At 75.0% G+C, this 20953-nt stretch carries 18 protein-coding genes; 12 read left to right on the top strand and 6 right to left on the bottom strand.

Annotation, left to right across the window (positions count from 1 at the left end):
- The first annotated feature begins 15 nt into the window (after positions 1-15).
- The 3 genes from ACFQ80_RS08920 to ACFQ80_RS08910 are packed head-to-tail and all read left to right on the top strand — an operon-like array spanning position 16 to position 4399.
- On the top strand, positions 16-1038 hold the full coding sequence (locus ACFQ80_RS08920) for a carbohydrate ABC transporter permease (RefSeq protein ID WP_430563393.1): 1023 nt from the start codon (positions 16-18) through the stop codon (positions 1036-1038).
- Complete coding sequence (locus ACFQ80_RS08915) at positions 1035-1934, top strand: carbohydrate ABC transporter permease (protein ID WP_430563392.1); 900 nt, start codon at positions 1035-1037, stop codon at positions 1932-1934. Before ACFQ80_RS08920 ends, ACFQ80_RS08915 begins: the two co-directional genes overlap by 4 nt.
- Positions 1931-4399, top strand: a complete 2469-nt coding sequence (locus ACFQ80_RS08910) for a beta-glucosidase (protein ID WP_430563391.1) — start codon at positions 1931-1933, stop codon at positions 4397-4399. The genes ACFQ80_RS08915 and ACFQ80_RS08910 overlap by 4 nt, the downstream gene beginning before the upstream one ends.
- A 13-nt stretch (positions 4400-4412) precedes the next feature.
- On the opposite strand, the gene ACFQ80_RS08905 is transcribed toward ACFQ80_RS08910, so the two are convergent.
- Entirely contained in the window at positions 4413-4817 is a 405-nt protein-coding gene (locus ACFQ80_RS08905) for a hypothetical protein (RefSeq protein ID WP_430563390.1), read from the bottom strand.
- Positions 4818-4833: 16 nt separating this feature from the next.
- Here ACFQ80_RS08905 and ACFQ80_RS08900 point away from each other — a divergent pair, with 16 nt between their 5' ends.
- Positions 4834-5325, top strand: coding sequence for a nitroreductase family deazaflavin-dependent oxidoreductase (locus ACFQ80_RS08900; protein ID WP_430563389.1), 492 nt, complete (start codon positions 4834-4836; stop codon positions 5323-5325).
- 3 nt (positions 5326-5328) lie between these two features.
- Here ACFQ80_RS08900 and ACFQ80_RS08895 read toward each other — a convergent pair whose 3' ends face one another.
- Positions 5329-6243 (bottom strand): helix-turn-helix domain-containing protein, encoded by a 915-nt coding sequence (locus tag ACFQ80_RS08895; protein ID WP_430563388.1) that lies wholly within the window; start codon positions 6241-6243, stop codon positions 5329-5331.
- Positions 6244-6298: 55 nt separating this feature from the next.
- On the opposite strand from ACFQ80_RS08895, the gene ACFQ80_RS08890 reads away from it, so the two are divergent.
- From ACFQ80_RS08890 to ACFQ80_RS08855, 8 genes are read left to right on the top strand one after another with little or no spacing between them, the layout of a single operon-like run.
- On the top strand, positions 6299-9598 hold the full coding sequence (locus ACFQ80_RS08890; protein ID WP_430563387.1) for a DUF5107 domain-containing protein: 3300 nt from the start codon (positions 6299-6301) through the stop codon (positions 9596-9598).
- A gap of 39 nt (positions 9599-9637) precedes the next feature.
- Positions 9638-12097: a beta-galactosidase gene (locus ACFQ80_RS08885; RefSeq protein WP_430563386.1), complete on the top strand. Its 2460-nt coding sequence runs from the start codon at positions 9638-9640 to the stop codon at positions 12095-12097.
- A complete protein-coding gene (locus ACFQ80_RS08880; RefSeq protein WP_430563385.1) occupies positions 12088-13416 on the top strand; it encodes an ABC transporter substrate-binding protein in 1329 nt (442 codons plus the stop codon). The genes ACFQ80_RS08885 and ACFQ80_RS08880 overlap by 10 nt, the downstream gene beginning before the upstream one ends.
- A complete protein-coding gene (locus ACFQ80_RS08875) occupies positions 13413-14348 on the top strand; it encodes a carbohydrate ABC transporter permease (RefSeq protein WP_430551472.1) in 936 nt (311 codons plus the stop codon). Before ACFQ80_RS08880 ends, ACFQ80_RS08875 begins: the two co-directional genes overlap by 4 nt.
- Positions 14345-15241 (top strand): carbohydrate ABC transporter permease, encoded by an 897-nt coding sequence (locus tag ACFQ80_RS08870; protein WP_430563384.1) that lies wholly within the window; start codon positions 14345-14347, stop codon positions 15239-15241. The genes ACFQ80_RS08875 and ACFQ80_RS08870 overlap by 4 nt, the downstream gene beginning before the upstream one ends.
- Before the next feature lie 5 nt (positions 15242-15246).
- On the top strand, positions 15247-16617 hold the full coding sequence (locus ACFQ80_RS08865; RefSeq protein ID WP_430563383.1) for a cellulase-like family protein: 1371 nt from the start codon (positions 15247-15249) through the stop codon (positions 16615-16617).
- A 10-nt stretch (positions 16618-16627) separates the two neighbouring features.
- Positions 16628-17059, top strand: coding sequence for a GNAT family N-acetyltransferase (locus ACFQ80_RS08860; protein ID WP_430551469.1), 432 nt, complete (start codon positions 16628-16630; stop codon positions 17057-17059).
- Positions 17060-17103: 44 nt separating this feature from the next.
- Positions 17104-17352, top strand: coding sequence for a DUF2630 family protein (locus ACFQ80_RS08855; protein ID WP_430551468.1), 249 nt, complete (start codon positions 17104-17106; stop codon positions 17350-17352).
- Positions 17353-17415: 63 nt separating this feature from the next.
- On the opposite strand, the gene ACFQ80_RS08850 is transcribed toward ACFQ80_RS08855, so the two are convergent.
- The 4 genes from ACFQ80_RS08850 to ACFQ80_RS08835 all read right to left on the bottom strand — a co-directional run bounded on the left by ACFQ80_RS08850 (position 17416) and on the right by ACFQ80_RS08835 (position 20921).
- Positions 17416-18852 (bottom strand): DUF2252 domain-containing protein, encoded by a 1437-nt coding sequence (locus ACFQ80_RS08850; protein ID WP_430563382.1) that lies wholly within the window; start codon positions 18850-18852, stop codon positions 17416-17418.
- An 84-nt stretch (positions 18853-18936) separates the two neighbouring features.
- Complete coding sequence (locus ACFQ80_RS08845) at positions 18937-19302, bottom strand: DUF2255 family protein (RefSeq protein WP_430551466.1); 366 nt, start codon at positions 19300-19302, stop codon at positions 18937-18939.
- The gene (locus ACFQ80_RS08840; protein WP_430563381.1) at positions 19299-20027 is read right to left on the bottom strand and encodes a carboxymuconolactone decarboxylase family protein; all 729 of its coding nucleotides are present in this window, start codon (positions 20025-20027) and stop codon (positions 19299-19301) included. The genes ACFQ80_RS08845 and ACFQ80_RS08840 overlap by 4 nt, the downstream gene beginning before the upstream one ends.
- A 3-nt stretch (positions 20028-20030) precedes the next feature.
- Complete coding sequence (locus ACFQ80_RS08835; protein ID WP_430563380.1) at positions 20031-20921, bottom strand: aldo/keto reductase; 891 nt, start codon at positions 20919-20921, stop codon at positions 20031-20033.
- Positions 20922-20953: the final 32 nt, after the last annotated feature.

Genomic DNA, 20953 nt, shown 5'->3' with positions numbered 1-20953 from the left:
GCGGCAGGTCTTCGGCTGGGCCGCGGGCGGGGCGGGGCCGTACGCGGGGGCGCGCCACACCCGACCCCGCCCCGGGACGCAGCGGGCCCGCCCCCCCCCGGCCCCCCCCCGGGGGCGCGGCACCGCCGTCCGGAGCGCCGCGGCCGTGCCGCCGCCTGGCGCAAGCGGGCGGAGATCGCCCTGTTCGTGACGCCGGCGCTCGCGCTCCTCGTGGCCTTCGTGGTGGTCCCGATCGCCACGGCCGTGCAGATGTCGCTGTACAAGTGGAAGGGCTTCGGCCCGATGGTCGACTTCGTCGGCCTGCGCAACTACGTGTCGGTGCTGACCAACGAGGTGTTCACCGACGCCGTCGTGCACAACCTCATCATCGTGGTGGGCTCGATCCTGCTGCAGCTGCCGCTCGGGCTCGCGATCGCCCTGCTGCTCAACCGCAAGATGTGGGGCCAGGGCCTGCTGCGCACGATCATCTTCGTGCCGTACGTGCTGGCGGAGGTCATCGCCGGCGTCGTGTGGTTCCAGCTGCTGCAGCCGCAGTACGGCGTCATCGACACGCTGCTCGCCGCCGTGGGCCTGCACGGGCCGGAGCAGGGCTTCCTCGGCACGCCCGAGTACGCGCTGTGGACCGTGCTCGTGGTGCTCACCTGGAAGTACCTCGGCCTCGCCGTGATCCTCTTCCTCGCCGGCCTGCAGGGCGTGCCCGACGAGCTGTACGAGGCCGCACAGCTCGACGGCGCCTCCTGGTGGCAGGTGCAGCGCCGCATCACCATCCCCCTGCTCGGCCCGACCATGCGCACCTGGGGCTTCCTGTCGATGATCGGCTCGCTCCAGCTCTTCGACATGGTGTGGATCCTCACCGGCGGCGGACCCGCGAACGCCACGACGACGATGGCGACGTTCCTCGTCAACGAGGGCACCAAGCGGCAGAACTTCGGCATCGCCGGCGCCGCCTCCGTGGTGCTGTTCGTCATCGCGCTGGTGCTCGCGCTCGCGTACCAGAAGTTCATCCTGAGCCGCGACAGCAAGGAGGGCGGCCGATGAGCGCCGTGACGACCCCCGCCCGCACCTCTGGCCGCAACCCCGCCCGTGCGTCGTCCGGCGGGGCGCGGAAGAAGACGTTCTCCGGCGGGAGCCCGCTGGTCTACGCGATCGCCCTCGTCGTGGTGGCGGTGACCCTCGGGCCCGTGCTGTACGGCGTGCTCGGCGGGTTCCGCTCCAACGCCCAGCTCGCGGAGGACCCGGCCGGCCTGCCCAGCCCGTGGGTGTGGGACAACTACGCCGGCGTGCTCGCGGCGGACTCGCCGTTCTGGGGGTACTTCCTCAACTCCACGATCATCGCCGTCGTCACGACCGCCGTCGTCGTGGTGTTCGGCATCATGGCCGCCTACCCCCTCGCGCGGTACCGCTTCAAGGGTCGCGAGGCGCTGTTCATGGTGTTCGTGATCGGGCTGCTGTTCCCCGCCACGGTGGCGATCATCCCGCTGTTCATCCTCATCACGCAGAACTACCAGATGGGCAACACGTGGTGGGGCGTGGCGCTGCCGCAGGCGGCGTTCGCGCTGCCGATGACGGTCGTCATCCTGCGCCCGTTCCTCCAGGCGCTGCCCACCGAGCTCGAGGAGGCGGCGCAGCTCGACGGCGCCAGCCGCATCGGGTTCTTCTGGCGGATCCTGCTGCCCCTGTCCGGGCCGGGGATGGTGACCGTGGGCGTGCTCGCGTTCGTCGGCTCCTGGAACGCCTACCTCCTGCCCCTGCTGCTGCTGCAGGGCGACATGCGGACGCTGCCCCTCGGCGTCGCCGACTTCTCCTCGGAGCACTCGGCCGACACCGCGGGCGTGTTCGCCTTCACGACGCTGGCGATGATCCCTGCGCTGGTGTTCTTCCTCGCGATGCAGAAGCGCATCGTGAACGGCCTGCAGGGAGCCGTGAAGGGATGACCCAAGGAGAGCACGTGACCCACCCTGTCCCCACGGTGCCGGAGCTGCCGGCGCTGCCCGTGGTGTCCGAGCGCGTGACCGCGCTGCACGCCCGCATGACCCTGGAGGAGAAGCTCGCGCAGCTGGTCGGCTACTGGCTCGACAAGGGCGGCGAGGTCGTCGCCCCCATGCAGGGCGAGATGGCCGCCGGTGACGGCGGCCGCCTCGAGGAGGTCACCCGGCACGGCATCGGCCACTACACCCGCGTGTACGGCACGCGGCCGGTCGACCCGGCGGAGCGCGCCGCCTGGCTGTGGGCGGAGCAGCAGCGGCTGCGGCGCGAGACGCGCCTCGGCATCCCCGCCCTCGTGCACGAGGAGTGCCTCACGGGCCTGTCCGCGTGGAAGGCGGCGACGTTCCCCACGCCGCTCGCCTGGGGCGCGTCGTTCGACCCGGACCTCGTGGCCGAGATGGGCGCCGTCATCGGCAGGTCCATGCGGGAGCTCGGCATCCACCAGGGCCTCGCGCCCGTGCTCGACGTCGTGCGCGACCCCCGCTGGGGCCGCGTCGACGAGTGCATCGGCGAGGACCCCTACCTCGTCGGCACGGTCGGCACCGCGTACGTGCGGGGGCTGCAGGACGCCGGCGTGCACGCCACGCTCAAGCACTTCGTCGGGTACTCGGCGTCGCGCGCCGGTCGCAACCACGCGCCCGTCTCGGCGGGCCCGCGGGAGATGGCCGACGTCTTCCTCCCGCCGTTCGAGATGGCGGTGCGCGACGGCGGCGTGCGGTCGGTCATGGCGTCGTACGTCGACGTCGACGGCGTGCCGATGCACGCCAGCGCGGAGCACCTCACCGGGATCCTGCGCGACGAGTGGGGCTTCGAGGGCACCGTCGTCGCGGACTACTTCGGCGTCGCGTTCCTCGAGGTGATGCACCGGGTGGCCGCGGACCGCGGGCAGGCGGCCGCGCAGGCGCTCGCGGCGGGCCTCGACGTCGAGCTGCCGTCGGGCGACGCCTACCTCGAGCCGCTCGCGAAGGTCGTCCGCGCGGGCGGGCTCGACGAGCGGTACGTGGACCGCGCCGTGCTGCGCGCCCTCGCGCAGAAGGAGGAGCTCGGGCTGCTCGACGACGACGCCTTCGCCGGCGAGCCGCCCGCGGTCGTCGACCTGGACTCGCCCGCCCACCGGGACGTGGCGCGTCGTCTGGCGGAGGAGTCGCTCGTGCTCCTCAGCAACGACGGCGTGCTGCCGCTCACGCGGTGGAGCGCCGCGCCGGTGCGCGTCGCCGTCGTCGGCCCCAACGCGCACCGCAGCGACGCCCTCATGGGCTGCTACTCGTTCGCCAACCACGTGCTGGCGCACCACCCCGAGGTGCCGAAGGGCTTCCACATCCCCACCGTGTTCGAGTCGCTGGGCGGCGCGTTCCGCTCCGCGGGGCTGCCGCAGCCCGAGCTGGTGCACGCCGCGGGCTGCGACGTCGAGGGCGAGGACACGTCCGGCTTCGCGGAGGCGGTCGCCGCCGCGTCGTCGGCCGACGTGGCCGTCGTCGTCGTGGGCGACCACGCGGGCCTCTTCGGCCGCGGCACCGTGGGCGAGGGCAACGACGCGGAGTCGCTGGAGCTGCCCGGCGTGCAGCGCGGGCTCGTCGAGGCCGTGCTCGCCACCGGCACCCCCGTCGTCATGGTGGTGCTCAGCGGTCGGCCGTACGCGATCGACTGGGCGCTCGACGTCGCGGGCGACTCCGACGACCGGCGCCCGGGCGCGGTGCTGCAGGCGTTCTTCCCCGGCGAGGAGGGCGGCACCGCGGTCGCCGCGGCGATCGCCGGCGCGATGAACCCGTCGGGCCGCCTGCCGGTGTCGCTGCCCCGGTCGGCCGGGGCGCAGCCGTACTCGTACCTGCACCCTGTGCTGGGCGGGCCGTCCGACGTCACGTCCACCGACTCGACGCCGCTGCGACCGTTCGGCTTCGGCCTGTCGTACACCACGTTCGCGTACACCGACCTGGCCGTCGACGGCGAGGTCGCCGCGGGCGGCACGTTCGCCGCGGCCGTCCGGGTGACCAACACCGGGACCGTCGCCGGGTCGGACGTCGTGCAGCTCTACGGGCGCGACGTGGTCGGGTCGGTGACCCGGCCCGTGGCGCAGCTGCTCGCGTACCGCCGCGTCGCGCTCGAGCCGGGGGAGTCCGTCGTCGTGACGTTCGCCGTGCCGACGACCCGGCTCGCGTTCGCCGACCGCCGCCTCGTGCGCGTCGTCGAGCCGGGCGACGCCGAGGTGTGGGTCGGGTCGCACGTGGCCGCCACGCCCGACGCCGAGGCCGAGGACGTGCAGCACGCCACCGGCGGAGCGATCACCAGCGCCCGGCGGTCGGAGAAGCGCGACCTGCCGGGGACGGCGACGCCCCGCGCGACGCTCGTCGTCACCGGCGACACCTACGAGGTGACCGTCGCCGACCCGCGGGTGGTGACGTCCACCGTGGCGTGACGCCCGGGGCGGGTCATCCCGTCTCGGGCACCCGGCCGCTCGTCGCACGGAACCGTGCGGCGAGCGGCCGCGCCGTCACCAGCACGAACACGGCGAACAGCGACTGCGGGACGAGTCCGGCCAGGCCGTCGCCCGTGGCCGCGAGCATGCTCCCGTTCACCGCGACGTCGGCGACCATCACCACCACGCCCAGTGCCACCCCGGCCCGCCGCCGCAGCAGGACCAGCGTCACGACCAGCGGGTCGACGACGGTCAGCGCCACCCAGAACGCGCGGACGCCCGCGGGATACCCGGCGTAGACGGCGGCGCCGCCCAGCACCAGGTCGACCACGTGGGTCGTCGTCCCCACGAGGAACCCGGCCACCCAGAGCAGGCGCACCACGCCCAGGGCGCGTGCGGACGACCGTGGCGAGGGCACCACCCCAGAATGGGGCATGGCCAGCGTGCTGCACGTCGTCCGGTCCGTCGTCGCGCCGATCACCCGGACGCGCGCGTTCCGGGCCGTCGCCCCCGTGGCGCTGCCGCCCGTGGAGCGCGCGCTGGCGCGGCTCACGCGCGGCCGGTTCCAGCTCTCCGCCGTGCTGGTGCCCTCGTTGGTGCTGCACACCACCGGGGCCCGGTCCGGGGAGCCGCGCGACACCTACCTCATGTACACGCCCGTGGGCGCCGGACGCCTCGTGGTCGCGGGCACGTCGTTCGCGCGCGACCGCCACCCCGCGTGGACGTACAACCTGCTCGCGCACCCGGACGCCGCCGTCAGCGTCCGCGGACGGCGCTTCGACGTCCGCGCGACCCCCGTCACCGACGACGGCGAGCGGGACGCGCTGTGGGCGCGCATCGAGGCGCAGTGGCCGGGGTACCGCGCCTACGAGCGGGAGTCCGGCCGCGTGGTGCGGCTGTTCGTGCTCGAGCGGGCGGGCGGCTGACGGTCAGACGCCCCGCGCCCGGTACGCGGTGGGCGACACCCCGTGCGTGCGGGCGAACCGGCGCGAGAAGTACAGCGCGTCGTCGTAGCCGCACGCCTGCGCGACGGCGGCGACGGGCAGGTCGGTGGAGTCGAGCAGCTCGCGGGCCCGCGCGAGCCGCAGCCCGGTCTGGTACTGCAGGGGCGACGTGCCCACCCGGGCGCGGAAGCGCGCCCCGAGCTGGGACGGGCTGAGGCCGACCATCGCTGCGAGCGACCCGACCGACGTGCGGTGCGGCGTCGTCGACCGGAGGTGCTCGACGACCCGCTCGACCGGGTCCGGGGACGGGCCGGGGGACCGTCGCCCTGTCGCCACGACGTGCGCGAGCGCGTGCCACGCCGCTCCCGCGGCCCGGACCAGACCGCCCGCGGTGCCGTCGTCGAGCCCGTCGATGACCTGCGAGACGAGGCTGGCGACGGGCGCGGCGTCGCGCAGGTGGGAGATCGGCCCGCCGGCGGCGGCGCGGGCGGCGGTGGCGAGCTCGTCGGCGTCCCGGCCGGTGGCGTGCAGCCACCAGAGGGTCCACGGGTCGTGCTCGGCGGCGGCGTACTCGTGCGACGACCCGGCCGGCACCAGCACCACGTCCCCGGGTCGGACGTCGAACCGGCCGTCCGGCGTGCGGCACCAACCGGCGCCGTCGGTGCAGACCAGCAGGACGTGCTCCCGGGCGCCGTCGGGTCGCGACCGCCCGTGGCGGGCGGCGTGCGGGAAGAACCCGGCGTCCGTCACGACGAACCGGGCCGTCACCGGGCGTGCGAGGGCCGCGCGGACCGCCGGGCGCGGCACGACGACCATGCGCTGACCGGCGAAGCCGTCGCGGAGCGCGCCCTCGCCCCCGACCTCGGTCGCGACGCCGCGTTCGGCCGTCGTTTCGTCCATGCGTCCCAGGGAATCGCCCATCGTGCCGCGCGGTCAAGCGGCCTACGTTCGTCGCATGCCAGGAGAAGAGTCGCGGATCGTCCTGCCGCCCGCCCCGGACAGCCTCGCCGACCGGCCCGTGCGCGGGTGGCGCGAGCCGGTGTCCATCGACACCTACGACATCGGCGAGCCGGACCGGTACCCGGCGTACCTGGACCAGCGGGTGTACCAGGGGTCGTCGGGGGCGGTGTACCCGATGCCGTTCGTCGACCGCGTCGAGCAGACCAAGGCGCCCCGCGAGTGGGACGCGATCCACCTGGAGAACGCGTACGTGCGGCTCATGGTGCTGCCGGAGCTGGGCGGGCGCATCCACGTGGGCCTCGACCGCACGCGCGGCTACGACTTCTTCTACCGCAACGACGTCATCAAGCCGGCGCTGGTCGGGCTGCTCGGGCCGTGGCTCTCGGGGGGCGTAGAGCTCAACTGGCCGCAGCACCACCGGCCCGCGACGTTCCTGCCGACGGAGGCGTGGATCGAGCACGAGCCGGACGGCGCGGTGACGGTGTGGTGCTCCGACCACGACCCGTTCGCGCGCATGCAGGGGATGCACGGCGTGCGGCTGAGCCCGGACAGCGCGCTCGTCGAGCTGCGCGTCCGCCTCGTCAACCGGACCGACGACGTGCAGACGTTCCTGTGGTGGGCCAACGTGGCCGCCGCGGTGCACGACGACTACCAGGCGTTCTTCCCCACGGACGTCACGGTCGTGGCCGACCACGCCAAGCGCGCCGTGACGACCTTCCCCGCGGCGTCGGGCCGCTACTACGGCGTGGACTACCCGGCGCAGCGCACGCCCGAGCGGCCGGACGGCGACCGCCTGGACCGGTACCGCAACATCCCCGTGCCGACGTCGTACATGTGCCTGGGCTCGCAGGACGACTTCTTCGGGGGCTACGACCACACCGCCCGTGCCGGGTTCGTGCACTGGGCGGACCATCGGGTCTCGCCCGGCAAGAAGATGTGGACGTGGGGGAACGCGCCGTTCGGCTGGGCGTGGGACCGGCACCTCACGGACACGAACGGCCCGTACGTGGAGCTCATGGCGGGGGTCTTCACCGACAACCAGCCGGACTTCGCGTTCCTGCGCCCGGGGGAGACGACGACGTTCTCGCAGTACTGGTACCCGATCCAGGACGTCGGGCCCGTGCACCAGGCGACCCGGGACGCGGCGGTGCGGCTCGACGTCGAGGGCGCGGCCGTCCGCGTCGGCGTCGCGGTCACCTCCCCGCGGCCGGGGGCGCGGGTGGTGCTGCGCGTCGGCGACGAGGTGCTGCTGGACGAGCGGGCCGACGTCGTGCCCGGGGCGCCGCTCGTGCGCGAGGTGGCCGTGCCCGCCGGCGTCGACCCGACCGCCTACGAGCTCGTCGTCGAGCACGACGGCGCGACGCTCGTCGCCTGGCGCCCGCGGCCCGCGGCGGACCCCGACGCCCCCGCGCCGGAGCCCGCCACCGAGCCGCCCGCGCCGGAGGACCTCGCGTCCGCCGACGAGCTGTACGTCACCGGCCTGCACCTGGACCAGTACCGGCACGCGACCCGCTCGCCGGAGCCGTACTGGGCCGAGGCGCTGCGCCGCGACCCCGGGGACGCGCGCTGCGCGACGGCGCTCGCGGCCCGGCGGGCGCGCGCGGGCCGCCTGGAGGAGGCCGAGCGGCTGCTGCGCACCGCGGTCGCGCGCCTCACGGTGCGCAACCCCAACCCGCGCGACGGCGAGGCGCACTACCGGCTGGGGATCGTCCTCGCGCGGCAGGGCCGGACGGCCGAGGCGCGCGAGGCGCTGGGCACGGCGTCGTGGGACCAGGCGTGGCGCGACGCCGCGGCCGTCGCGACCGCGCGCCTCGACCTCGCCGAGGGGCGCGACGCCGAGGCCGCGGAGGAGCTCGACGCGCTGCTGCGCCGCAGCCCGGAGCACGTGCAGGGCCGCAACCTCGCGGCGGTCGCCGCGCGACGCCTGGGGGACGCGGACCGCGCCCGCGACCTGGTGCGCGGCACGCTCGCCGTCGACCCCCTCGACGCGTGGGCGCGCGACCTCGCGGCGCGACTCGCGCTCGCCGTCCCGACGGGACCGACGCCCGACCCGACCATCGCGCTCGACGTCGCGCTGGAGCACGCGTCGGCGGGGGAGGTCGCGGACGCCGTCGAGCTGCTGGAGGACGTCGCGACGCGCCCGTCCCGGCGCGGGCAGCGGGACGTCCGCGCGCTCGCGCTGCTGCACCGCGCCGACCTGGAGCAGGCCCGGGGCGACCGGGCGGCCGCGGCGGACGCGCTCGAGCGGGCCTGGCGCGCCCCGCGCGACTGGGCGTTCCCGGCCGCCACGGACGACGACGCCCTCGCGCGGCTGCGCCGGGCGTGGCCGCAGGACCCGCTCGTCGCGGGCCTGGCCGGGCACCGCCTGTACGCGGCGGGCCGGCGCGAGGACGCGGTCGCGGCCTGGGAGGTCGCGGCCGCGGGCGACGGGACCGACGCCGTCGTGCTGCGGAACCTCGGCGTCGCGGCCTACAACGTGCGCGGCGACGCCGCGGCGGCGGCCGCCTGGTACGCCCGCGCGCGGGCCCTCGCCCCCGGCGACGCCCGCCTGCTGTACGAGGCGGACCAGCTCGAGGCGCGGCGCGGCACCGACCCGGAGCGCCGCCTGGCGACGCTGCTCGACCGGCCCGACCTGGTCGACGCCCGCGACGACCTGTCCGTGCAGCTCGCGGAGCTGCTCACCGCGCTCGGCCGCGCGGCCGAGGCGCTCGACACCCTGGCCGGCCGGTCCTTCCAGCCGTGGGAGGGAGGCGAGGGCCGGGTGCTGGCCGCCTGGGACGCCGCGCACCTCGCCCTCGGCCGGCGGGCCCTGGACGACGGCGACGCCTCGGCCGCGCTGGCGCACGCCACCGCGGCCCTCATTCCGCCGCAGTCGCTCGGGGAGGCGCGCCACCCGCTCGCCAACACCGCCGACCTGCACCTGCTGCTCGGCGACGCGCTCGACGCCGCAGGCCGCGCCGACGAGGCCCGGGACGCCTGGCGCACCGCCGCCGACCAGCAGGGCGACTTCGAGGGCATGGCCGTGCAGGAGTTCTCGGAGCGCACGGCGGCCTCGGTGCTCGCGCTGCGCCGGCTGGGGCGCGCCGACGACGCACGGCACCTGCGGGACGGCCTCGCGCGGTACGTCGAGGCCGAGGACGGCCGCCGGGCGACCGTCGACTACTTCGCGACGTCGCTGCCCGCCATGCTGCTGTTCGCCCACGACGTCCAGCAGGACCACGACGACAGGGTCCGCGCCATGCGCGACCAGCTCGCCGCCCTCGACCGGCACGTCGCCGCCACCGCGTCGGCCTGACCCGCCCGCCCTGACCCCGCTTCTCGAAGGAGAGAGCCCATGCCCGACGCCCTCGACAGCCGACGGTCCGTCACGCACCGCGTGCGGGCCCGCCGCCCGTCCCCACCGCGCCGCGACCACCTCGAGCTGGGCGACCCGCCCGGCGCGTCGGACGCGGTGGCCGTGACCAGCCGGTACCTCGAGCGGGCGGGGCTGCCCTGGTTCCCCGTGACGGGCGAGGTGCACTACTCGCGCGTCCCGCGCGACCGCTGGTCGGAGGTGCTGGGGCACGCGAAGGCGGGCGGGCTGGACTCCGTGGCGACGTACGTCTTCTGGCAGGCGCACGAGCCCGCACCGGGCGACTTCCGCTGGGACGGGAACCTCGACCTGCGCGCGTTCGTCGAGACGGCCGGCCGGCACGGGCTCGACGTCGTCGTCCGCCTGGGCCCGTGGGCGCACGGGGAGGCGCGGTACGGCGGCTTCCCCGACTGGCTCGTCGAGCGCGGGCTGGCGACGCGCACGAACGACCCCGCCTACCTCGACCTGGTGCGGGCCTACTACGCGCAGGCGGTCGCGCAGCTCGACGGCCTCACGCACGCCGAGGGCGGGCCGGTCGTCGGGGCCCAGGTGGACAACGAGCTCTACGACCAGCCCGAGCACCTCGCCACCCTGCGCACCACCGCGGAGGAGCTGGGCCTGCGGGTGCCGGTCTGGACCGCGACCGGGTGGGGCGGCGCGCAGGTGCCCGCCACCCTGCTGCCCCTGTACAGCGCGTACGCCGACGGGTTCTGGGAGGACGCCGAGACCGAGTGGCCGGCGTTCTCGCCCGTGCACTTCCGGTACAGCACGGTGCGCGACGACCTCTCGGTGGGCGCCGACCTGCGCGAGGCCCTCGACGGCATCGTCGTGGCACCCGACGCGGTGGCGCTCAAGGACGACGACTTCCTGCCGTACGCGACCTGCGAGCTCGGCGGCGGGATGCACGTCGCCTACCACCGGCGGCCGCTCGTGACGCCCGACGACGTGGCCGCCCTCGCGCTCGCGAAGGTCGGCAGCGGCTCCGTCTGGCAGGGGTACTACATGTACGCCGGCGGCACCCAGCGCGTCGGGCCGCACGGCACGGAGCAGGAGTCGCACGCCACCGGGTACCCGAACGACGTGCCCACCCGCACCTACGACTTCGGCGCCCCCGTCGGCGAGCACGGCCAGGTGCGCCGCCACCACCACCTGCTGCGCCGCCAGCACCTGTGGCTCCAGGCCGACGGCGCCGAGATCGCGGCCATGACGACCACCGTGGGCGGGGGGAGCGACGACCCGGAGGACCTGCGCTGGTCGGTGCGGTCGGACGGCCGCCGCGGGTACGTCTTCCTCACCACGTACCAGCCGGCGCGCCGCCCGCTGCCGGCGCAGCCGGGCGTCCAGGTCGCCGTCGAGCTCGACGACGCGACCGTGACGGTGCCCACGCGTCCGGCGGACCTGCCGGCGGGCGTCTCGGTCGCGTGGCCGCTCCGCCTCCCGCTGGGCGACGGGCTCGTGCTGCGCAGCGCGACGGCGCAGGTGCTCACCCGGATCGACGCCGGGCCGGACGGCGGGATTGGGCGGGACCTCGTCGTGCTCGTCGCGACCGACGGCGTGCCCGTCGAGCTCGTCGTCGACGGCGACGTCACGGCGACGGGTCCGGTGGAGGCGCGCGCCGGGGACGGCGCGACGGTCCTCGACCTCACCGGGCGCCCGGGTCCCGACACCCTGGTCCGGCTGGGCGGCCCGTCGGGCGGGGTCGACGTGCTGGTGCTCGACGAGGCGACGGCGGACCGGCTGTACCGCCTCGACGTCGGCGGCCGTGAGCGCCTGGTGCTCTCCGACGCCCCGGTGTACGCGCTCGACGGCGCGCTCGTCGTGCACACGGAGGAACCGGCGGTGACGGTGTCGATGCTGCCAGCGCCGGCGTCGCTGACGTCGACGACCACGGGCGCCGACGTCGCCGCCGACATCGCCGCCGACGTCGCCCCCGACCAGCCGGCCGGCGCGCTCTGGTCCACGTGGACGCTGTCCGTCCCCGGCGCCGGGCGCCGCCGGGTCGCGTCGGACCTGCGCCCGGTCGCGCCCGCGCCGCCGGAGCCGGCGCACGGCGGTCCGATGGACCGGCTCAGCGCGCCGGTCGACTTCTCCGGCGCCGCCCGCGTGGACCTGGACGTGCCCGCCGACGCGCTGGACGGCGTCGACCGCGCGCTGCTGCGCGTCGCGTGGACGGGCGATGTCGGAAGGGCGCTGGTGGGAGGGGAGGTCGTGAGCGACCACTTCTGGCACGGCCGCGAGTGGGACGTCGACCTCACGCCGTGGCGCGACGACGTCGCCCGCGACGGCCTGACGCTGGAGCTGCTGCCGTGGCGCGCCGAGACCGGCGTCTGGGTGGACCCGTCCGTGCGCGACGTGCCCGACGGGATCGCCGTCGCCGCGGTCGACGTCGTGCGGGTGGCGCGGGTGGTGCTCGCCGTGGGGGAGGAGCGGTCGTGGACCTGAACCGGCGCGAGGTGCTGCGGCTGCTCGGCGTCGCCGGCCTCGGCGTCGCGGGGGGCGGGGTGCTCGCGGGATGTTCGTCCACGACCGCGGCCGCGCCGGTTCCTTCGGGAGCGGCGTCCCTCGGGCTGTGGACGCACGACCCCGGCTACGCGAGCTACTTCACGCAGGCGGCCACGGACTCGGCCGTCGTCGGCGGCAGCGCGTGGACCTTCGGCGTGGACGTCACGTCCGTCGCGCCGGCCGACATCGTCTCGCGCCTGGTGACGCAGGCGGTCGCGCAGCGGCCGCTGCCGGACCTGGCCGGGCTGGTGATCGACCAGTTCCCCCGCGTCATGCGGGCCGGCATCGCGGAGAACCTGTTCGTCGACCTGACCTCGCTGACGGCGCCCCTGGGCGACCGGCTGCTGAAGACCCAGCCGTACACCGTGGACGGCAAGGTGTACGCGCTGGAGTCGGACAACTCCATCTCGGTGATGTTCTACCGGGCCGACCTCTTCGAGGAGCTGGGGATCCCGGCGGACGTCGACACCTGGGAGGAGCTGCTCGAGGTCGGGGCCGAGGTCGCCGCGGACACCGGCCAGGCGATCGGGATGGTGGCCAACGGCGACAACGGCTCCATCGTCAACGGGTTCACGCAGCTGCTCCTGCAGCGCGGCGGGAACCTCTACGACGCCGACGGGAACCTCGCCGTGCTCTCGGACGAGGCCGTCGAGGTGCTCGAGCTCATGGCCGAGGGCGTCCGGACGGGGGCGTTCGTCGCCCTCGCGGACCCGTACGGCGGCGCCGCCGCGGCGGCGCTCAAGGGGAGCCGGCTCGTCGCGACCGTCATGCCGAACTGGTACGAGGTGTACGGCCTCCAGGCGAACGCGCCCGACCAGTCCGGGCTGTGGCGGGCGCGCACGATCCCGCGGTTCGGTGGCGGTGGGCACGTCGCCTCCACGATGGGCGGCACCGCGTTCGCGGTGCTCAAGGACCAGCCCCTGACCGACGCCGCGACCGACTTCCTGCAGCGGGCCTACCTGTCCGAGGAGGGCCAGCTCGCCCGGTACTTCGCGGGCGCCTACATGCCCACCCTGGTCGACCTCTACGACGCGCCCGAGTTCCAGGAGATCACCGACCCGTACCTCGGCGGCCAGCGCGTCTTCGAGGTCTTCTCCGCCGCCGCGGCCGACATGCCGCTCTTCTACCAGTCCGCGGGCGCCTCGGTGCTGCGCGACAGCCTCGGCGGCCCCATCCTCCGCGCCATCAACGGTCAGGTCGGTGCCGAGGAGGCGCTGCGGGCCGGGGTGCGCACGTACGAGAGGCAGGTGCAGCAGTGAGCACCCTGACCAGGCCGCCGACGGCGACGGCCACCCGGGACGCCGCGCGCGCCCCCCGACGCGGGAGCGGGCGGCAGTGGGCGCCCTACCTCTTCATCTCCCCGTTCTTCCTGCTGTTCACGGTCTTCATGGTGGTGCCGGTCGGGGCGGGGATCTACCTGAGCCTCACCGACTGGGCCGGGCTGGGCAGCCCGGAGTTCGTGGGACTGGCGAACTACTCCCGGCTGCTGCGCGACGCGAGCTTCGGCGCCGCCCTGGCGAACACCGCCTTCTACACCGTCTTCGCGATGGTGGTGGTGCTGCCCCTGGCGCTGCTGATCGCGCTGGCCCTCGACGCCAAAGGGCTGCGGCTGCGGGACTTCTTCCGCCTCACGTACTTCATGCCGGTGGTGCTGTCGCCGATCGTCATCGCCCTGATCTTCGGGCTGGTCTTCGACGGCGAGTACGGGCTGCTCAACGCCACGCTCGAGGCCCTCTTCGGCTTCGGCGGCGTCTCCTGGCTCACCGACCCGTGGTGGGCGCGCGTCGTCGTGGTCGTGCTGGTGCTGTGGCGCTGGACCGGGTACCTCACGATCTTCTTCCTCGCCGGCCTGCAGAACATCCCGCGCGAGCTGCACGAGGCGGCCGAGCTCGATGGCGCGGGCGTCGTGCGCCGGTTCTTCGCCGTCACGCTGCCGCAGCTCAAGCCGGTCACGGCCTTCATCGCCGTGACGATGCTGGTGAGCACCGCGCAGATCTTCGAGGAGCCGTTCCTGCTCACGCAGGGCGGTCCCGGCGAGGCCACGCTGTCGGTCTCGATGTTCGTCTACCGGGCCGGGTTCCAGCGTCAGGAGCTCGGCTACGCCGCGGCCGCCGGCGTCGTCATGTTCGTCATCGTGTTCGTGCTGGGCCGGCTCGGCACCCGCGCGTTCGGCGTCGGGAGGAACCGATGAGCACTCCGACCCTCGCGCGGGCACCCCGCGCCGGGACCCCCGTGGCGGGGCGGGCGCCCCGCGCCCCGCGGCGCGTCCGCCCGGGCCGTGCCGCGCTGTACGCGGTGCTCGGTCTGCTGACCGTGGTCTACGTCGCGCCGCTGCTGTGGGCGCTGTCCTCGTCGTTCAAGGACCGCGGCGACATCTTCGCGTTCCCGCCCGCGCTGATCCCGGACCCGGCCACGCTGGACAGCTACGCGAACCTCCTCGCCACGCAGCCGTTCTGGCAGTGGATGCTGATGAGCACCGTCGTGGCCACCGTCAGCACCGTCGCCACCGTCTTCCTGTGCTCCCTGGCCGGCTTCGGGTTCGCCAAGTACGAGTTCCGCGGCAAGCGGGTGCTGTTCGACGTGATGTTCTCGTCGCTCGCCATCCCGTTCGCGGTGATCGTCGTGCCGCTGTTCGTCCTCGTCGCGAAGCTGGGGCTGGCGAACCCGTTCTTCGCGCTGGTCGTGCCCTGGGTGGCGCCGGCGTTCGGGATCTTCATGATGCGCCAGTACACCGAGCAGTCGGTCCCCGACGAGCTCCTCGACGCGGCCCGCATCGACGGGTGCTCCGAGCTGCGCACGTTCCTGTCGGTCGTCATGCCGCTGCTGCGGCCCGCGATCGGGGCGCTCGCGGTGTGGAGCTTCCTCAACTCGTACAACACGCTGCTGTGGCCGCTGGTGATCATCGCCGAGCCCGAGTTCTACACGCTGCCGCTGGGGCTGCAGGCGCTGTTCGGCGCCGAGGGACGGCAGTACGACCTGGTGATGGCGGGGTCGGTGCTCGCGGCCGTCCCCGCGCTGATCGTGTTCTTCGTGCTGCGCAAGCAGCTCGTCAACGGCCTGACCGCAGGGGCGGTGAAGGGATGAGCGAGATGACGGACCCCAAGATGGTGACGGACCGGTCGACGCCGGACCGGAGGCAGACGGGCGCGACGCCGGGAGGCACCGCCGCGGGGGTCCCCGCGCACCTGCCCCGCCGCCTGGCGATCACGCTGTGGGACTTCTCCTGGTACGTGCGCACCGGGCCGGGGGAGCCCTTCGAGGACCTGGACGCGGCGTTCGCCCGCGCCGCGGAGCTCGGGTACAACGCCGTGCGGGTCTGCGCGATGCCGTTCCTGCTGTTCCGCTCCGGCCTCGACACGACAGCGCTGCGGCTGGGGCCGATCGGCGGCGGGTACGCGTCGCGGGTGCGCTGGTACGACGTGCGCGAGCCGACGACGGTCGACGCCCGCGCGCACCTGCTGGAGCTGTTCCGCGGCGCCGACCGGCACGGCATGACGGTGATCGCCTCGTCGTGGGAGTACCAGCAGAGCCCGGCGTTCGCCGCGGACCGGGCCTGGTACGACGCCCTCCAGGCCGTGCCCCCCGAGGACAGGCTGACCGTGCTCGGCGAGGCGATGGCCGACCTCGTGGACCTGCTGCGCGACGAGGGGCTCGACCACGCCCTGGCGTTCGTCGAGCCGCACAACGAGGTGCAGGCCGGGCACCTCACCGCCGGGCTGCCCGGCGTCGAGGACCCGGTCGTCGAGCTGCGCGACCGGCTCGAGCGCGGCATCGCCGCCTTCTCCGCGCGCCACCCCGACGTGCTGTGCGGGCCGAACTACGCCGCCGTGCCCGTCACCGCGATGCGGGGGCTGCCGCGCAACGCCCAGGTGCTCGGGGTCCACCCGTACGTGTACGGCGTCCTGGACGACCTGGTGCGGGAGTTCGCGCTGCGCGGCGACCCCGCCGACTTCCCGCAGGCGCGGGCCGACGCCGAGCTGCTCCGGCCGGGTGCGCCGCGGCTCGGCGAGTGGGCGCCGCCGCCGGACGAGGAGTGGAAGCGGCGCGCGTCGATCGTCGGGCACGCGGAGATCTACGTGCACGACTGGTGCGACCCGCAGGCCGTGGACCGGTGGCTGTACGAGCGGTACGGCGCGCACCGCATCGCGATGGCCGAGCGGCTGCGGGAGTGGATCGGCGTCGCCGCCGACCACGCGGCGCGCCTCGGCGTCCCGCTCGTCCTGGGGGAGGGCTGGGTGGGCTACACCCCGCGCGACACCCGGTTCGAGGAGGGTCCGGTCGGGGCGCAGATCTGCCGGGACGCCGTGCGGCACGCGGACGCCGTCGGCGCCTGGGGCTCCGTCGTGTGCTCCAACGCCGCACCGCAGCACGCCATGTGGCTCGACGCCGACCTGCAGCGCGAGTGCACCGCCGTCATCCTCGGCGAGCCCGGGGACCCGGACGTCGCCGGCGCCGCCTAGGGTCGGCGGCATGACCGACGCCGCGGACCCGTACGAGCTCGTCCCCACCGCACCGGACGTCGAGGCCTACGTGCGGCTGCGTCGCGACGCGGGCCTGAGCCCGAAGACTCCCGAGCAGGCGGGGTACGCCGTCGCGAACAGCTGGGCGTTCGTCCACGTGCGGCACCGGCCGACGGGGGAGGCCGTCGCGATGGGGCGCGTGCTCGGCGACGGCGGCTGGTACTTCCACGTCGCCGACATGGCGACCCTGCCCGCCCACCAGCGCCAGGGCCTGGGGCGGCGGGTGCTCGGGTGGCTGCTCGACCAGATCGCCGAGCGCGCGCCCGCCGACCCGTACGTCACCCTCATGGCGGACGCGCCGGGCCGGCCCCTGTACCGCAGCATGGGCTTCGTCGAGTCCGCGCCGCACAGTCTCGGGATGGTCCTGGCGTCCCGGCCCTGAGGCTCCGGGCTGCCGCGCACGCCCCGGCGCGAGACCATCGGACGATGGCGACCGACCGCGACATCCAGCAGACCATCAGCGACCTCATCGCCCGGGAACGGGAGCTGCGCGAGCGGCTCGCGAAGGGTGAGATCGACGCGAGCACCGAGCACGACGAGCTCGCCGCGACGGAGACCCGGCTCGATCAGTGCTGGGACCTGCTGCGGCAGCGGCACGCGGCACGGGAGTTCGGCGGCGACCCGGACCAGGCGACCGTCCGCCCCGCGGAGGTCGTGGAGCGCTACCGCGGGTAGAGCCGGGACGGGACCGTGGGGCCGGTTCGCCGAGACCTCCATGCCCGTGCGGGGGCGCGCCCGTCACGCCTCCGCGGCCTCGAGCCGGCCCGACGCGACGGCGTCCAGGAAGGCGGCGTAGTCGCGGTCGTTCTGGTCCGCGTAGTCCGCGGCGAAGTCCGCGACCGCCCGGTCGAAGACGTCGCCGTGGCCGAGGTAGGCGGCGATCGCGACGCGGTCGCCGGAGCGGGCGTGCGCCCGCGCGAGCGCCTCGCCGCAGAGCTGGGCGTAGGCGCGCGCGCCCGGGGCGTCCATCGCCTCGACGTCCACCCCGCCCTTCCAGTCGTAGAGCTGGCGCAGGTAGTAGTCGCGGACGACGCCGTCCACGCCCGCGACGCGCTGCCAGCCGAGGAAGACGTCGCCGGCCGCCTGCATGAGCCGCTGCCCGCGCACCACCCGCTCGCCGTGGTTGTCGTACCGGCTCGGCGGCAGGAAGCGCTCCAGCACCGAGCGCTCCGCCTGCTTGGCCTGGAGCACGAGGGTGTCCCCCTCGTCGCGGCCGCGCAGCAGCACGACCCAGGCCCGCGTGCCGACGCTGCCGACGCCGACGACCTTGCGCGCCAGGTGCACGTACGAGTACTCCGCCATCGGGTGGTGCTCCGGCTGGAGCGTCGGCAGGTACGAGGCGATCAGGCCCCGCATCCACTCCTCCGCCCGCTCCCGGTCGCGCGCGAGGGGCACGAGGTCCTCGACGGGGACGACGAGCGGCGGGCTGGCCGCGATCCGCGGCTCGCCGTCGACCACCTCGACGAGCTTGGCGGTCGCGCGCGTGCTGTCCTTCGTCCGGGCCTTCGCGAGGTCGGCCTCCAGCCGGTCGACCTGCTTGCGGCCGACCCGCTTCGCGCGGTGCTCGGCCTCGACCCAGGCCACGACACGGTCCGTGTCGAGCCGGTCGTACCACCCCTCGAGCACGCCCGACCCCGCCAGCCGCAGCATGCGCTCGCGGTAGGCCCGCACGACGGCGAGGTCGAGGTCGCGGCGCCGGCCGGCGTCGAAGCCGCGGTGCCGGCCCGCGACCTCGACGCTGGCGGCCAGCCGCTTGACGTCCCACTCCCACGGGCCGGGGAGCGTCTCGTCGAAGTCGTTGATGTCGAACACCATCGCCCGCTCGGGGGTGCCGAAGACGCCGAAGTTCGACAGGTGCGCGTCGCCGCAGACCTGCGTGACGATCCCCGACGCGGGCGTCCGGGCGAGGTCCGTCGCCATGAGCAGCGCGGCGCCCCGGTAGAAGGTGAACGGCGAGACCATCATCCGCCGGTGCCGGATCGGCAGGAGCTCCGGCACCCGGGTGGCCTCCTGCTCCTCGAGGAGGGCGACCGGGTCGGGGCGGTCGGGCGGGGGAGTCCATCCCGCGTGGGACGCCCTCGGGGTGCGGCGGCGGACGCTCCTGCCGTGCTCGGCGCGGCGCGCGAAGTCGTGCGGCGGCGGGAGCTCCTGGGCCACGTCGTCACGGGTGCTCATGGGCCACCTCCGATGCCTCGTCCGATCGTCGGCCCCGCCGCCGACCGTCGCACCCGGGCGGTCCGGCAAAGGGTGCGGGGGAGGTCAGCGCGGTTCCACGCGCAGGGTGGTCGAGCGCGCGGTCGGGCTGGTGACCGACCGCACCGCCGAGCCGTCGCCGTACTTGGCGTGGTAGGCGGCGTCGATCGCGTCGTCGTGGGCGTCGTCGCGGGTGAACGTCACCTCGGCGCGGACGCCGCCGGCGTCGATCTCCCCGGTGCCGGTGCGCTGCACGCCGCGGTACCAGGCGCCCTCGACGCCGCGCACGGAGCGCAGGTAGAGCGCGCCGTCCACGACGACGTGCCACACGATGCGGGGCGTGCGCAGCGTGCCGTCGGGGCGGTGCGCTGCGACGCGGAGCTCGCCGTCGCCGTCGATCGCCGCCAGGTCGGCGGGGTTCCAGTCGGTCATGACTCCTCCTCGGCGGGGAACGGGGCGATGTCGTCGACGGCGCGCAGGGCGTTGAGCGTGCGCGGGTAGCCGACGACGGGCAGCAGCTGGGTGACGACCGCGACCAGCGTGGCGCGGTCGTTGCCGACGTGGAGGTTCGCGCGCACGTGCCCGGCCACCTGCGGGTCGGTCCCGCCGAGCGCGACGAGCAGCGCCAGCGTGACCAGCTCGCGGGTCGGAACGTCGAGGCCGCCGCGCGTGTAGTGGTCGCCGAAGCAGTGCGCGGCCAGGGCGCGCTGCACGTGCTGCTCGTCGGCGGGGGCGTTCGCGTGCATGGCGTTGACCGCGTCGGCGCCGACGATCCGCTTCTGCACGGCGAGGCCGTCGGCGGCGCGCGTCGCGGGCGTCACCGTGGCCTGCCCGGGCAGCGGGAGCTCGACGTCGTGGTCGGCGAGCAGCTCGTTCGCCACCACCAGCGCGTCGACCGCCCGGCCGAGCCCCGCGTACGGGACCGCCTGGTACAGCACCTCCTTGAGCTCGACCGGCGTGACGCCGGCGGCGAGGGCGTCGTCGAGCTCGACCCGCAGGACGGCGGTGCCGCCGGTCGCGACGACGGCGGCGACCCGCAGCAGGCCCCGCAGTCGCGGGGCGAGCGGGGCGTCGCGCTCGACGTCGTCGGCGAACCGGTCCGCGATCGCGACCAGCTCCGGGTCGGTGGCGGCGAGCGAGGTGTCGGCGAGGGGCATCGGTCAGGCCTCCGGGATCTCGCGGCCGAACGTCTCCAGCGTGACGTCGGCGGGATCGGGGCCGCCGCGGCGGCCGGTGTCCAGGGCGTCGATGGCGGCGAGCTCGGGGGCGGTGAGCTCGAAGTCGAGCACGTCGAAGTTCTCCGCGATGCGGTGCGGGGTGACGGACTTGGGGATGGCGGAGCGGCCCTGCTGCAGGTGCCAGCGCAGCATCACCTGCGCGGGCGTCGCGCCGTGCGCCTCGGCGAGACGCAGGATCGTCGGGTCCTGCAGCGTGCTGGTGTGGCCGGAGTCGCGGTAGAACGTGATGCCGCCGATGGGCGACCACGCCTGGGTGAGGATGCCGTGCGCCGCGTCGGCGGCCAGCACGTCGGGCTGGCGGAAGTACGGGTGCACCTCGACCTGGTTGACGGCCGGCACCACGGACGTCTCGGCCAGCAGCCGGTCCAGGTGCTCGGGCATGAAGTTGCTGACGCCGATCGCGCGGACCTTCCCGTCGGCGAAGAGCTGCTCGAGGGCCTTGTACGCCTCGATGGTGAGGTCGAAGCGGCTGGGCAGCGCCTGGTGCAGGATCAGCAGGTCGATCGTCTCGACGCCGAGCTTGCCGGCGCTCTTGTCGAACGCGTGCAGCGTCGCGTCGTACCCGTAGTCGCTGATCCAGACCTTCGTCTCGAGGAAGACGTCGTCGCGGTCGACGCCGGAGCGGCGCAGCGCCTCGCCGACCTCGCGCTCGTTGCCGTACGCGGCCGCGGTGTCGATGTGCCGGTAGCCGACGCGCAGCGCCTCGGCGGTCGCCGCGACGGTCTCGTCCGGCGGGGTCTGGAAGACGCCGTACCCGAGGGCGGGCAGCTCGACGCCGTTGTTCAGGGTGAGGGTGGGGACGGGATTCGTCATGTCCTTCACGCTACGAGCGGGTCGCCAGGTGC

This window comes from Isoptericola sp. NPDC056578 (assembly GCF_042793275.1).
Classification (GTDB): Bacteria; Actinomycetota; Actinomycetes; order Actinomycetales; family Cellulomonadaceae; genus Isoptericola.
The sequence above is the reverse complement of the archived record's forward strand: the minus strand, read 5'-3'. Positions and strand labels throughout refer to the sequence as shown.

Bases quoted from the DNA above. Each gene is read 5' to 3' on its own strand.
- ACFQ80_RS08915 (WP_430563392.1), top strand. From the start codon at position 1,035: ATGAGCGCCGTGACGACCCCCGCCCGCACCTCTGGCCGCAACCCCGCC.
- ACFQ80_RS08910 (WP_430563391.1), top strand. From the start codon at position 1,931: ATGACCCAAGGAGAGCACGTGACCCACCCTGTCCCCACGGTGCCGGAG.
- ACFQ80_RS08900 (WP_430563389.1), top strand. From the start codon at position 4,834: ATGGCCAGCGTGCTGCACGTCGTCCGGTCCGTCGTCGCGCCGATCACC.
- ACFQ80_RS08895 (WP_430563388.1), bottom strand. From the start codon at position 6,243: ATGGACGAAACGACGGCCGAACGCGGCGTCGCGACCGAGGTCGGGGGC.
- ACFQ80_RS08890 (WP_430563387.1), top strand. From the start codon at position 6,299: ATGCCAGGAGAAGAGTCGCGGATCGTCCTGCCGCCCGCCCCGGACAGC.
- ACFQ80_RS08885 (WP_430563386.1), top strand. From the start codon at position 9,638: ATGCCCGACGCCCTCGACAGCCGACGGTCCGTCACGCACCGCGTGCGG.
- ACFQ80_RS08870 (WP_430563384.1), top strand. From the start codon at position 14,345: ATGAGCACTCCGACCCTCGCGCGGGCACCCCGCGCCGGGACCCCCGTG.
- ACFQ80_RS08865 (WP_430563383.1), top strand. From the start codon at position 15,247: ATGACGGACCCCAAGATGGTGACGGACCGGTCGACGCCGGACCGGAGG.
- ACFQ80_RS08860 (WP_430551469.1), top strand. From the start codon at position 16,628: ATGACCGACGCCGCGGACCCGTACGAGCTCGTCCCCACCGCACCGGAC.
- ACFQ80_RS08855 (WP_430551468.1), top strand. From the start codon at position 17,104: ATGGCGACCGACCGCGACATCCAGCAGACCATCAGCGACCTCATCGCC.
- ACFQ80_RS08850 (WP_430563382.1), bottom strand. From the start codon at position 18,852: ATGAGCACCCGTGACGACGTGGCCCAGGAGCTCCCGCCGCCGCACGAC.
- ACFQ80_RS08845 (WP_430551466.1), bottom strand. From the start codon at position 19,302: ATGACCGACTGGAACCCCGCCGACCTGGCGGCGATCGACGGCGACGGC.
- ACFQ80_RS08840 (WP_430563381.1), bottom strand. From the start codon at position 20,027: ATGCCCCTCGCCGACACCTCGCTCGCCGCCACCGACCCGGAGCTGGTC.
- ACFQ80_RS08835 (WP_430563380.1), bottom strand. From the start codon at position 20,921: ATGACGAATCCCGTCCCCACCCTCACCCTGAACAACGGCGTCGAGCTG.